The organism is Arthrobacter sp. FW306-04-A (assembly GCF_044358315.1).
GTDB lineage: Bacteria > Actinomycetota > Actinomycetes > Actinomycetales > Micrococcaceae > Arthrobacter.
On record NZ_CP084559.1, the window covers coordinates 3,259,993 to 3,272,986 of the forward strand.

The following is a 12,994-nucleotide window of genomic DNA, read 5'->3' on the forward strand; positions in this document are numbered from 1 at the left end:
GGTACTCACAGGGCACGCTTCCTGGGACCAGGCACTTGCGCGTCCGATTCCCGCAGGTACAAGGGTGTGGAGTCCGGCAGTTCCGCGCCGGCCGCGATCAGGGCCATGGCGAACTGGCCCAGCGACGCTGCGTCGGGTTGGGTGGTGCTGAATTCCTCGTTCGCGTTGACGATCTCGGCGTAGATGCCACCCCCAGCCCCGAAGACGGTGAGATCCGGCAGTTCCGAGGCGAAGCCCACGTGTGGACCGTCCGCAAGTTGGGGGAGCTGGCCTTCATTGAGCGTGTAGCGCGCCCAGTAGACCTCCTTGCGCCGGGCATCCGTCGCCACGAGGAACTCGGCCTGCGCCTCGGTGGACTCTGCCACTTCCAAAGCGATCGCGTCGAGGCTCATGAGGCCGAATAGCGGTTTGTTCCAGGCAAATGCCAACGTGCGGGCGGTCGCGATCCCCGAACGGAGCCCCGTGAACGGCCCCGGGCCGACGCCGGTGACGATGAGGTCGATGTCTGCTCCGCTAACACCGGCGTCGCTCATGAGTTTCTCAATGCCAGGCGCCAGGACCTCGGCATGGCTGCGGGTGTCTTCGGTAGCGAAGGACTCTACCACGCCCTCCAGTGCATCGTCCGAGATGAGCGCAGCGCTCGCCACGGCCGAAGTGTCAATGGCCAGGATCAACATCAGGCGTTCTCTTCCAGTATTTCGGGGACGGTGCTCCACCGTGGGCCAAAGCCGCGGAAGACGATGGTGCGTGGTTCGTCGTCGTCCTCGGGGTCGAAGTCCAGCACCGCGTCGCGGCCCGCTTCCCGGGTGGCGACCGCCGCATCCGAGCCACCGACGGTCCGATGCATCTCGATGTCCAGGCGGCTGTCCGCAAGGTGTTCCACGCGCTCGCGCCCCCACTCGACCACGGTCACCGAGCTGTCCATGGTGTTTTCGAGATCGATATCGTCGATCTCCGCTGCGGAGGCAAGCCGGTAGGCATCAACGTGGACCAGATCAGGGCCGCCGGGTCGCGGACCGTTGGGCAGGTTGGGGTGGATCCGCACCAGGACGAACGTGGGCGAGATGACCCCGGCGCGGACGCCCAGGCCTTCGCCGAGTCCCTGGGTGAAGGTGGTCTTGCCTGCGCCGAGTTCGCCTGTCAGGACCAGCAGGTCTCCCCGCTCAAGCACCTCACCGAGTGCCGAGCCCAAAGCGTGTGTCTGCTCCGCCGTCGCGACCCTGACGGTGCGCTCCCACGCTGCCTCACTCACGGGTGTCCCGCTCACCGGGCATCCGCTTCCGGAGTCTCATTGATGTAGATCCGCGGGACCCGGGGGCTGATGCGGGTGACGATCTCGTAGTTGTTGGTGCCGGCCGCGGCGGCCCAGTCGTCCGCTGTCGGGCCACCGTCGGCGCCATCGCCAAACATGACGGCTTCAGCACCCAGCAAACTCGCTGCCTCAGCCCGCACATTCCCGAGGTCAATGACCATCTGGTCCATGGCAATCCGCCCCACAACGGGGTAGTTGACTCCGTTGACGCGCACCGGGCCGCCGGTGGCGATGCGCGGCACGCCGTCGGCGTAGCCGAGCGGGATGAGGCCCAGGGTGCTCTCGCTGGAAGTCCGGTAGTTGAGTCCGTAAGACACACCCTGGCCCTCGGGCACTCGTTTGCAGTTGGAGACAAGGGTGCGGACCGTCATAGCGGGTCGGAGGCCAAGCTCCGCGGAGCTTTGTCCTTCGAAAGGGGACAGCCCGTAGAGTCCGAGCCCCACGCGGACTAGGTCGAAGTGGGCGTCCGGGCGGGAAAGCGTTGCCGGCGTGTTGGCCAAATGCCGCACTTCCGTGTCCACCCCGGCGTCCTCGGCCACGGCGATCGCTTCCCGGAAGGCCGCCAATTGCTCATCGGTCTCCGGGCGGTGGGGTTCATCGGCTACGGCCAAGTGAGAGAAGATACCCACCACGCGCAGGAGGCCTTCGTCCTGGTATTCCATGGCCTGGCCCACCAATTTGTCCCATTGGTCGATCGTGGAGCCATTGCGCCCCAAGCCAGTGTCCACCTTCAGGTGAATGCGGGCCGGACGTTCCTGTTCGCGTGCCGCAGCGACCACGGCGTCCAGTTCCCAGCCGGAAATCCCGACGTCGACGCCGGCGGCAACTGCCGCCTGGAAGTTGCTTTCGGTGGTGTGCAACCACGCCAGCAGGGGTGCGTCGATTCCGGCAGCGCGGAGCGCCAGGGCCTCCGAAATATGGGCGACGCCGAGCCAGCGGGCACCGGCGTCAAGGGCTGCCCGTGCCACCTGGATGGCTCCATGTCCGTAGGCATCGGCCTTGACCACGGCCATGACGTTGGCGGGCGAGGCGATAGCCACGAATTGGCGCACATTGTGCCGGACAGCATCCAAGTCGATGACGGCTGATCGTTCGAGGACCGTTGCCGAACCCGATTTCGTCGCGGGCTCGAAACTGGCAGCTGCTTCGTAAGTCACCTCACGATTCTAGTGCCGCCGCGGCACAGGGATTGCCTGGGAGCCAGCGCAGCTCAAGCATCCGAGTTGTGGGCGATAGTCGCCGATGCGCGCCGCTGGGCTCCGGGCGGGACGTCACGGACTATGTCTTCCAGGAACGCGAACCGTTTGAGCCATTGGCTGGACTGCCGCTCCCGCCGGGCGTTGGCGCGTTGCCACCAATCGGCGATGTCTCCCCAGCCGGGAGCAGCCAGTGAGCCTCCCACCTCCTGCACCGCCAACGCGGCGCAAAGGTTGGCGAAGCGGAGCCTGTCCCCCAGGGGCCAGCCCGCCAGGCAGCCCACAACGAACGCCGCGCCGAAGCAGTCACCTGCACCCGTGGGGTCGTATGCCGTCACCGGAAGGGACGGCACCCATTCCTCCTCACCGGTTTCGGAATCCACAGCCATAGCCCCTTGGGCTCCGAGCGTCACTACGGCCACCGGAACGCGGTCGGCGAGCGCGTAAAGCGCAGACCACGGATTGTCCTTGCCGGTGAAGGCCATCGCTTCCCGCTGGTTGGGCATGAAGGCGTGGAAATTACTGAGCTGGTCAAGCCGCTTCGAGGACCACTGCCCAGTCGGGTCCCATCCGGCGTCGCCGAAGAGTTTGACGCCGGTTTTGTTCGCCGCAAGCATCCAGGGCTCTGGTTCCTCGCCTAGTTCCGCGACGGCGGCTAGCGCCTTGGGGGGCTCGCCAATCAGTTCGGATGCGCTCATGGGCGCAGGGTGTCCGTGGGTGACCATGGAACGATCGTGATCGACGCACAACGAAACGGTGACCGGGGAGTGCCAGCCCTCGAACCTCCTTGAGAGGGAGAGATCCACGTGCTCCTGGCTCTCTAGAATCCGCCAGTTGAAGTCCCCGTACCCGTCATCTCCGAAGGCCGCCGCCAGGCTAGTCCTCAGCCCAAGCCGTGCGGCCGCGATGGCTTGGTTGGCCACGCCGCCCGGGCATGTGCCCATGCCTTGGCTCCACACCTCGGTCCCCGGTTCCGGACTATGGTCCAGTCCGGTGAAGATGATGTCCTGGAAGACGGTGCCCGTCAGCAGAAGGTCGCAGCCGGAATCATCCCCTGCGCCGTTCGCATCTCCGCGGATGGCGGCGAGGGGATCGAATCCAGCCCTGGGCGTTGCGTCCATGCACCGCAGACTACGCCGCAGTCACGTATGTGCATAGCCTTCGGAGGGGAGGTCCGCACATGCTCTCGGCTGGGGCCCTAGAGTTCCTGGTACATGACGTGCAGGCCTACATAGCCAAGGGTTGGGTGCTGGAAGGCCCCGGGAATGGTCGCCAGAATGCGGAAGCCCATGGACTGCCACAGACCCACCGCGCGGACGTTGCTTTCGACGACGGCGTTGAACTGCATGGCCTTGAACCCGGCGTCCCGGGCGGCAGCCAAGGAATAGGCACAAAGTGCTCGTGCGATGCCCTGCCCTCCGTGATTGGCGTGGACCATGTAGCCGGCGTTGGCCACGTGGCTTCCCCCGCCGCCCTGGTTGGCGTGCAGTTCACCGGTACCCAGTACCTCGCCGTCGCGCACCGCCACAAAAGTTTGGCCGGGGGCTTCCTTGAACCATTTGCTCCGCGCCGTTTCTTCGGACGTGTCCCGATCCCAAGTGAATGTCTCCCCCGCACGGATCACGGGTTCAAGAACAGCCCAAATCCCGGGCCAGTCGCTTGCCTGCGCCGGCCGGATCTCGTATTTTGCGGCTGTTGACGTTGCTGCTTCAGTGTTTGATTGGCTCACGCCCGTTACGGTAGCAGCCAATCTAGCGTTGGTGCGCTGGCCACCGTGTTGACCGGGCTGCGCTGTTGACCGGGCTGCGCAGTTGACGGGCTGGGCTGTTGACCGGGCTGCGACGCCGCGGATGTCAGGAGTAGTGTTTTCGCTGAGGCACAGCAATGTTGCGCCTTGGGGAACTTGTTGAATTGATCGTTGGGTACAGGAGGTAGGCCGTGTCGATGATCCGTCGCGTGGCGTTCCTGTCGCTCCACACCTCCCCCATGGAACAGCCCGGTTCGGGCGATGCCGGCGGCATGAATGTCTACGTCCGGGCCCTGGCCATGGCGCTGGCCGATCTCGGCGTGGAAGTAGAGATCTTCACGCGTTCAACGTCCACCGAGCAACCCGCCGTCGAACACCCCGGTCCCGGCGTCTGCGTCCACAACGTTTTGGCGGGGCCGCCCCGGAAGCTGCCCAAAGAGGAACTTCCTGAGCTCCTCCACACCATGGTCGCCGAAATCGAGAGGATCCGGCAGCGGCAGCCGCACGGCCGCTACGACGCCATCCATTCGCACTACTGGGTGTCCGGTGTGGCCGGTCTGGAACTCTCGGCGCTGTGGAACGTACCGCTGATCCATACGATGCACACCATGGCCAAGGTCAAGAACCTCGTGCTGCAATCCGGAGAACGCCCCGAACCGCGACTGCGGGAAGACGGAGAGCACAGGATCGTGGAGGGGGCAACGCGCCTCGTAGCCAACACTCCAGCCGAAGCCCAGGAACTGGTCTCGCACTACAACGCCGATTTCGATCACATCGACGTCGCACCCCCAGGCGTTGACCTCACCGTGTTCACTCCGGCGTTCCGGGCCCGGTCCCGTGCCGAGCTCGGCGTGCGGCCCGGCAGTTTCCACCTCCTGTTCGCCGGACGCATCCAACGGCTCAAGGGCCCGCAGGTCTTCATCGAAGCCGCCGGGGTCCTCCGCAAACGGCGGCCCGATATCGACCTCGAGCTGACCATCCTAGGCGCCCTGAGCGGCGCCAAGGACTTCAACCTGCAATCCTTCATTGCGGCCGCGGGGCTCGACGACGTCGTGACCCACCGGGCGCCGGTCAAGGCCCCGAAGCTGGCGGCCTGGTTCCGTTCGGCCGACGTCGTGGTGATGCCCTCCTTCAGCGAATCGTTTGGGCTTGTTGCACTTGAGGCCCAGGCATGCGGCACCCCGGTGGTGGCCGCCAACGTGGGCGGGCTGTCGCGAGCCATTGCGGATGGGCGGACAGGTATTTTGGTGGACGGCCACGATCCGTCTCGCTGGGCCGACGTCATCGAAGCCCTGTACGACGATTCCCGGACCCGTGAAGACATGGGCCGCGCGGCTGCCGTACATGCGGAAGCCTTCGGCTGGCAGAGGACTGCGGCCATCGCTCTTGAGAGCTACCAAGCGGCCATCGGCGCCGTCCTGGTCCGCCCAAGCTAAACCCTCCTTCACCTATGTCGGCAATTCCGGCGACGCCCACTCACCTGTGTGGCCAATCCCGACGACGCCCACTCACCTATGAGGGCAATCCCGACGACGCCCACTCACCTATGTGGACTCGCCTGATAGATTGTCGCGCACAGTGTTCCGTACAGAGCTGAGGACAAAGATGTCTGAAAACAGGATCTTGAGCGACCTTGAAATTGCCCAGAATGCAGCCATACGTCCCATCGAGGAGATCGCGGAGCGGGCCGGGATCAATGTCGATGCCCTGGATCTGTACGGTCGGTTCAAAGCGAAAGTCGATCCCGCCAAGCTCCGCCTCCCTGAAGCCAAGCGCGCCGGCAAGATAGTCCTCGTTTCGGCCATGTCTCCGACCCCCGCAGGTGAGGGAAAGTCCACCACGACAGTGGGCCTCGCCGATTCCTTGGCACGGGCCGGTCACCGGGTGATGATCGCACTGCGCGAACCGTCCCTTGGACCGATCCTGGGCATGAAGGGCGGAGCGACTGGCGGCGGCTACTCCCAAGTTCTTCCCATGGACGAGATCAACCTGCATTTCACAGGCGACTTCCACGCGATCACCTCGGCCAACAACGCCCTCATGGCGCTCGTGGACAACCACATCTTCCAAGGCAACGAGCTCAACATCGATCCCCGCCGCATGACCTTCAAGCGGGTCCTAGATATGAATGACCGGTCCCTCCGGGAGGTCATCATCGGCTTGGGCGGCCCTGCTCAAGGTGTACCGCGGCAGGACGGCTTCGACATCACCGTGGCTTCCGAGATCATGGCCGTGTTTTGCCTCGCCACGGATCTGGACGATCTCCGCGAGCGCCTGGGCCGGATCACTTTCGGATACAGCTACGGTCGGATGCCAGTCACCGTGGCCGATCTGGGGGTCCAGGGCGCGCTGACCATGCTGCTCAAGGACGCCATCAAACCGAACCTCGTACAGACAATCGCAGGCACCCCCGCGCTGGTCCATGGAGGCCCGTTCGCCAACATCGCTCACGGCTGCAACTCGCTCATCGCTACCCGAACGGCCCAACAGCTCGCAGACATCGTGGTCACGGAAGCCGGATTCGGTGCCGATCTTGGCGCCGAAAAGTACATGGACATCAAGGCTCGCATCGCGGACGTGGCGCCCTCCGCCGTCGTCGTTGTGGCGACTATCAGGGCGCTCAAGATGCAAGGCGGCGTCCCGAAGGAGCTGCTCAAGGAGCCGAACGTCGAGGCACTCGCCGCCGGCGTCGAGAACTTGAAACGGCACGTGCACAATGTCGAGAAGTTCGGCGTCACACCGGTTATTGCCATCAACAAGTTCGCCTCGGACACGCCTGAAGAGCTCGAATGGCTGCTGGCTTGGTGCGCCCAGGAGGGAGTGCAGGCTGCGGTAGCGGATGTCTGGGGTCGAGGTGGAGGGGGCGACGGCGGTGACGAGCTCGCGGCGAAGGTCGCTGCCGCGGTGGAGGCAGCAGCGCCGTCGGACTTCCGGCATTTGTATCCTCTGAGCCTGTCTGTGGAGGACAAGATCCGCACGATCGTGCAGGAAATCTATGGTGCCGACGGCGTAGAGTTCTCGGTCCCCGCGCTCAGGCGTTTGGCGGACATTCGGAAAAATGGCTGGAGCGGAATGCCGGTTTGCATGGCCAAGACGCAGTATTCATTCACCGACGATGCCTCGCAGTTGGGCGCCCCCAAGGGTTTCACGGTGCACGTGCGCGAGCTGATCCCCAAGACCGGGGCGGGCTTCATTGTTGCGCTGACCGGTGCGGTCATGACGATGCCGGGATTACCTAAGGAGCCGGCCGCGATGCGCATGGACGTCGATGAGCACGGCAATCCGGTGGGCCTCTTCTAACGCCCGCTCACTTACGGCGCCTTTTCGACAAACGCCCGCTCACCTACGGCTCGTCGGAATGCCCCGTCCGTCGAGCGAATCCCGAGCCTGTGGATAACTTCTGCAGGCGCCCTGCCGTTTGGGTAACAATGCGGGTATGCGAAACGAGTTTGCCCTTCCCGTTGAACTGCTTTCACGACCGTTCACGCTCGCGGAGGCTCAAGCCCAAGGTGTCCAGCGCGGCCGCCTCCTCCGCGCCGACGTCCAAAGCGTCAGCCGCGGCATTTATCGCCCTGCCGGCTGGGACTTCGATCTCGAGTCGGCCGCCCGCGCGCTCTCGACTGCTACGCCCGGTGGCTGGATTTCCCATGTGACGGCAGCTCGACTTCGCTGTTCTTGCCTTCCAACCTGGCTCGCGGACTCGACAGAGCTGCATCTCAGCAAGCCCCGGTCATTGCCCGGAGCTCGCCGCAAAGGCGTGATCGGCCATACCGTGATCGCGGCCGAAGACGAGGTCGAATCCGTTGGTGGAATGCGGATCAGCACGCGGACTCGTACCTGGCTGGACATGGCTCGGCTGCTTCCTTTGAACGACCTCATCTGCATGGGCGACGAGTTGATTCGCGTGCCCCGGCAGTCCTTGGAGGGCCGGGACGCCCCGTTCGCGACCATTGAAGAGCTGCGCGCCCTGGTGGGCCGGCATCCAAACTTGCAAGGCGTCGTGCGTGCCCGGCAAGCGCTGGAGCTGATGCGCGTGGGGGCGGATTCCGCGCCGGAGTCCTTGCTTCGCTTGGCGATGTTGGACGCGGGAATCCCCGAACCCGAGCTTCAAATCAGGCTGTGGTGTGCCGATCCGTTCTCGCCGTCGGCGGATTTGGGCTTCCGCCAAAGGCGCGTGGCAATTCAGTACGACGGCGGCCATCACCTCGTGGAGGCACAGTCGCTGAGCGATCGACGCCGGGACAAAACCTTCGAAGCAGCCGGATGGACTGTGCTCGTGTTCCGCAAGAACGATTTGGCAGATGGTTTCGAATTGGCAACCAAGAAGATCAAGAAGGCGCTGCGATCGGCCTGGGTGGATCCCGCCGTCGCATCTGGCTTTGCAAACGCCGTGTAGTGAGCGGGCGTCCGGCCAAAACCCCACACAAGTGAGCGGGCGTCCGGCCAAAACCCCACACAAGTGAGCGAGAGTTAAACGACAGACACCCGCTCACTTAAAGGCGAGCGGGCGTCCGGCCAAAACCCCACACAGGCGAGCGGGTGTCCGGCCAAAACCCCACATAGGTGAGCGAGGGGCGGCGGGAGGTTAGCGCTCGACGTCGCCGCGGATGAAGGCTTCGACCTTTTCGCGGGCGAGGTCGTCGTTGAACTGCTCGGGCGGGGACTTCATGAAGTAGCTGGAAGCAGAGAGCAGCGGGCCGCCGATACCACGGTCCAGGCCGATCTTGGCGGCGCGGATGGCATCGATGATCACGCCGGCGGAGTTCGGGGAGTCCCAGACCTCGAGCTTGTATTCCAGCGAAACCGGAGCATCGCCGAAGTTGCGGCCTTCGAGGCGGACAAACGCCCACTTGCGGTCATCGAGCCAGGCGACGTAGTCGGACGGGCCGATGTGGACGTCGTCTGCGTGGAGCTTGGCCTCGACGTTGGAGGTCACTGCCTGGGTCTTGGAGATCTTCTTCGACTCCAGGCGGTCGCGTTCCAGCATGTTCTTGAAGTCCATGTTGCCGCCGACGTTCAGCTGGTACGTGCGGTCCAGGGTGACACCGCGGTCTTCGAAGAGCTTGGCCATGACACGGTGCGTGATGGTGGCGCCGATCTGGCTCTTGATGTCATCGCCAACGATCGGGATACCCGCTGCAGTGAACTTGTCAGCCCATTCTTTGGTGCCCGCAATGAACACGGGCAAAGCATTGACGAAGGCAACACCAGCGTCAATGGCGCACTGCGCGTAGAAGTGCGCGGCTTCCTCGGAACCAACCGGCAGGTAGCAGACCATGACGTCGGCCTTGGCTTCACGCAGTGCGGCGACGATGTCCACTGCCTCTTCCGGAGCCTCGACGATGGTCTCGCGGTAATACTTGCCCAGGCCGTCCAGGGTGTGGCCACGCTGCACGGTTACGCCAGTAGAAGGGACATCGGCGATCTTGATGGTGTTGTTCTCGCTGGCGCCGATGGCGTCGGCAAGGTCGAGGCCGACCTTTTTGCTGTCGACATCGAAAGCAGCGACGAACTGGACATCGTTGACGTGGTACTTGCCGAACTCAACATGCATCAGACCCGGAATCGTGGCCTGGGGGTCGGCATCGCGATAGTAGTGGACACCTTGGACCAGCGAAGCGGCGCAGTTACCTACACCGACAATGGCGACACGAATCGGATGTGAAGACACGGAACTCCTTTGAGCACTAACCTCAGGTGCCTGGCGCGTCTGTACCTGAATGTACGACGGCGTCTTAAAGGCACAGCGCCGTTCGGCGCTCTTTGCATTGTAGCGAACCCGAACGGGGCCGGCTTTGTTCCCGGCCGGCCCCGTTCTTCTGTTAAGTTTCCGAATCTACTTCTGTGCCCACAGATTGATGTCGGATTCGACGGCGAACTCGTCAATCGCAGTCAGTTCCCCTGACGTGAAGTCGAGGTTGTCGATCGCGGACACAGTGTCCTCCAGCTGCGGGACACTTGACGCGCCGACCAAGGCCGAGGTCACAGGTGAGCCCTTGGGCTGCTCGCGCAGGATCCAGGCGATAGCCATCTGGGCGAGGGTCTGGCCACGTCCTTCGGCGATGCCATTCAAACCACGCACCCGGCTCAGCTTTTCCTCCGTCAGTGCGGATTCTGACAGGAAGCGCTCTTTGGCCGCGCGTGAGTCCGCCGGGATTCCATTCAGGTACCGGTTGGTGAGCATCCCCTGTGCCAGCGGGGAGAAAGCGATGGAGCCAGCGCCTACCCGGTCAAGTGCCTCGTACAGGTTGGGACTGCCGTTCTCGGTCCACCGATTGAGCATGGAGTAGCTGGGCTGGTGGATGAGCAGCGGCGTACCCATCTCCTTGAGAATCCTGGCCGCCTCAAGAGTCTGTTCTGGAGTGTAGGAAGAGATACCGGCATAGAGGGCCTTGCCGGAACGGACGGCGTGGTCCAAGGCGCCCATGGTTTCTTCCAGCGGGGTTTCGGGGTCCGGGCGGTGGCTGTAGAAGATGTCCACGTAGTCCAGGCCCATGCGCTGCAGCGACTGGTCCAGGCTGGAGAGAAGGTACTTGCGGGAGCCCCATTCCCCGTAGGGACCGGGCCACATGTAGTAGCCGGCCTTGGTGGAAATGACGAGTTCATCGCGGTAGGGCTTGAAGTCGTCCTGGAGGTGGCGGCCAAAGTTGGTTTCCGCGGAACCGTCCGGCGGCCCATAGTTGTTGGCAAGGTCAAAGTGGTTCACCCCGAGATCGAAGGCACGGCGCAGGATGGCGCGCTGTTCCTCGAAACGCTTATCATCGCCGAAGTTGTGCCAAAGTCCCAACGAGATGGCAGGAAGTTTGAGACCGCTGCGTCCGACGCGGCGGTAGGGCATGGTTTCATAGCGGTTTTCCGCTGCCGAATAAGTCATACCCACCATCCTGCCACCCGTTCGCGGGCCAAAACTGCGGCGTCCGTCATGTGGTCAAGGTCACCTCAAGCGTACGACGGCGGCGCTCTCCCCCGGGATTGTCAGCTTCCCGTTCCCGACGGCGGCCGAGGGGTCCGTGGCGAGCAAGAGATCACCGTCCATGTTCCTCGTCAAAGGCTGCGTCCCAAAGTTGCACGCGACCCTCACGACGCCACGGGTGAGAACTAGCCACCGGTCGTCTTCGCTGAAGTCAACATGCGTGTCGGTGAATCCACCGGCGGCAAGGTCCGGCGTCGAGCGCCTGAGGTTCGCCAAGGCTCGATAGAGTTCCAGCAGCCGGGCGTGATCGCCGTCGTTGATTTCCTCCCACTTGAGCTTGGAACGGTTGAATGTCTCCGGGTCCTGCGGGTTGGGGACCAGTGCAGGGTCCCAGCCCATCCGTTCGAATTCCTTGAGCCGGCCCTCTGCCGTGGCCTTGGCCAGCCATTCCTCGGGGTGCGACGTGAAGAACTGCCAAGGCGTGGACGCACCGAACTCTTCCCCCATGAACAGCATCGGCGTGAACGGGGACGTCATGGTCAGGACGGCGGCCAGCGCCAACCTGCCGTAAGACAGGCTCGCACTCAGGCGATCGCCGGCGGCTCGGTTGCCGATTTGGTCGTGGTTCTGGCTGCACACCACCAACGCGGCAGGATGGACCAGACCCGGGCGGATAGGCCTGCCATGATGCCTTCCGCGGAAGCTTGAGTAGCTCCCGTCGTGGAAGAAACCGTGCTCAAGGACTTTGGCCAAGGCGGCCAAGGAATCGAAATCCGCGTAGTACCCGGCGGTCTCACCGGTGAGGTTCACATGAACCGCATGGTGGAAGTCGTCGCTCCACTGGGCTTCCAGCCCGTAGCCGTTGGCGTCCCTGCGGTAGATCAGGCGCGGGTTGTTCAGATCCGATTCGGCAATCAGTGTCTTGGGGACACCGGTTTCAGCTTCGATCCCATACCCAAGGCTGGCCAGGTCCTCGAGGATATGCACAGCGCGATCGTCACGGAGGGCGTGCACAGCATCGAGGCGCAGTCCGTCAACGTGGAAATCGCTCAACCACATTTCGGCATTATCAAGAATGTATTGACGGACTTCGTCGGAGCCGGGTCCGTCCAGATTCACTGAATCGCCCCAGGTGTTGCCCTCCCCGGACTTCAAGTACGGGCCAAACTTCGGCAGATAGTTCCCGCTTGGCCCAAGATGGTTGTAGACCACGTCCTGAATCACGCCCAGTCCCGCAGCATGCGCGGCGTCGACAAATCGCTGGTAGGCCTCGGGTCCCCCATATGCTTCATGGACCGCGAACCACAGCACGCCGTCGTACCCCCAGTTGTGGGTACCGTTGAAGGCGTTGACGGGCAGAAGCTCTACAAAGTCGACTCCCAATTCAACGAGGTAATCGAGTTTTTCCGCCGCAGCGTCCAGTGTGCCCTCCGGGGTAAAGGTCCCAAGGTGGAGCTCATAGATGACGGCGCCGCCGATCCCGCGGCCTGGCCATTCGGCGTCGTTCCAGGCATAGGAGGCGGCGTCGAAGGTGCGGGACAGGCCATGGACGCCGTCCGGTTGCCGCTTCGACCTCGGGTCGGGAAAAGGCCCCTCGCCGTCCACGAGGTAGCCGTAATCCGTCCCGACCCCTTGCGGGACGTCCGCAGTCCACCAGCCGGTGGATCCGCCGTCGTGCGGCCGCATCTCGTGGTGCTGGCCTGCCGCAAGCAGAGTGACAGACCCCGCAAACGGGGCCCATACATCGAATCGTTTCCTCGCGCTGGTCGTCTCCGCCATGGCTCCCCTCAATCATCTCGTCCGGGCATCGGTGCCCGCCGTCGTTG

General features: G+C 63.7%; 11 protein-coding genes. 3 read left to right on the top strand and 8 right to left on the bottom strand.

Features of this window, described 5'->3' with window-relative positions:
- Window positions 1-5: 5 nt before the first annotated feature.
- From tsaB to LFT43_RS15070, 5 genes are all read right to left on the bottom strand, one after another.
- Window positions 6-677: a tRNA (adenosine(37)-N6)-threonylcarbamoyltransferase complex dimerization subunit type 1 TsaB gene (gene tsaB / locus LFT43_RS15050; RefSeq protein ID WP_395798079.1), complete on the bottom strand. Its 672-nt coding sequence runs from the start codon at window positions 675-677 to the stop codon at window positions 6-8.
- The gene (gene tsaE, locus LFT43_RS15055; protein WP_395798081.1) at window positions 677-1,252 is read right to left on the bottom strand and encodes a tRNA (adenosine(37)-N6)-threonylcarbamoyltransferase complex ATPase subunit type 1 TsaE; all 576 of its coding nucleotides are present in this window, start codon (window positions 1,250-1,252) and stop codon (window positions 677-679) included. The genes tsaB and tsaE overlap by 1 nt, the downstream gene beginning before the upstream one ends.
- An 11-nt stretch (window positions 1,253-1,263) precedes the next feature.
- Window positions 1,264-2,469: an alanine racemase gene (gene alr / locus LFT43_RS15060; protein ID WP_395798083.1), complete on the bottom strand. Its 1,206-nt coding sequence runs from the start codon at window positions 2,467-2,469 to the stop codon at window positions 1,264-1,266.
- A 53-nt stretch (window positions 2,470-2,522) separates the two neighbouring features.
- Window positions 2,523-3,629: a carbohydrate kinase family protein gene (locus LFT43_RS15065; protein WP_395798085.1), complete on the bottom strand. Its 1,107-nt coding sequence runs from the start codon at window positions 3,627-3,629 to the stop codon at window positions 2,523-2,525.
- Window positions 3,630-3,706: 77 nt separating this feature from the next.
- Window positions 3,707-4,237, bottom strand: coding sequence for a GNAT family N-acetyltransferase (locus LFT43_RS15070; RefSeq protein WP_395798087.1), 531 nt, complete (start codon window positions 4,235-4,237; stop codon window positions 3,707-3,709).
- Window positions 4,238-4,446: 209 nt separating this feature from the next.
- Between LFT43_RS15070 and mshA the strand changes: the two genes are divergently transcribed.
- From mshA to LFT43_RS15085, 3 genes are all read left to right on the top strand, one after another.
- Window positions 4,447-5,691, top strand: coding sequence for a D-inositol-3-phosphate glycosyltransferase (gene mshA, locus LFT43_RS15075; protein ID WP_395798089.1), 1,245 nt, complete (start codon window positions 4,447-4,449; stop codon window positions 5,689-5,691).
- Window positions 5,692-5,860: 169 nt separating this feature from the next.
- Window positions 5,861-7,555 (top strand): formate--tetrahydrofolate ligase, encoded by a 1,695-nt coding sequence (locus tag LFT43_RS15080; protein WP_395798091.1) that lies wholly within the window; start codon window positions 5,861-5,863, stop codon window positions 7,553-7,555.
- A 136-nt stretch (window positions 7,556-7,691) separates the two neighbouring features.
- A complete protein-coding gene (locus tag LFT43_RS15085) occupies window positions 7,692-8,651 on the top strand; it encodes a DUF559 domain-containing protein (RefSeq protein WP_395798093.1) in 960 nt (319 codons plus the stop codon).
- Between the two features lie 189 nt (window positions 8,652-8,840).
- On the opposite strand, the gene LFT43_RS15090 is transcribed toward LFT43_RS15085, so the two are convergent.
- The 3 genes from LFT43_RS15090 to treZ form a co-directional block, all read right to left on the bottom strand.
- Window positions 8,841-9,926 (bottom strand): inositol-3-phosphate synthase, encoded by a 1,086-nt coding sequence (locus tag LFT43_RS15090; protein ID WP_395798095.1) that lies wholly within the window; start codon window positions 9,924-9,926, stop codon window positions 8,841-8,843.
- Window positions 9,927-10,091: 165 nt separating this feature from the next.
- Entirely contained in the window at window positions 10,092-11,129 is a 1,038-nt protein-coding gene (mgrA, locus tag LFT43_RS15095; RefSeq protein ID WP_395798097.1) for an L-glyceraldehyde 3-phosphate reductase, read from the bottom strand.
- Between the two features lie 60 nt (window positions 11,130-11,189).
- On the bottom strand, window positions 11,190-12,947 hold the full coding sequence (treZ, locus tag LFT43_RS15100) for a malto-oligosyltrehalose trehalohydrolase (RefSeq protein ID WP_395798099.1): 1,758 nt from the start codon (window positions 12,945-12,947) through the stop codon (window positions 11,190-11,192).
- Window positions 12,948-12,994: the final 47 nt, after the last annotated feature.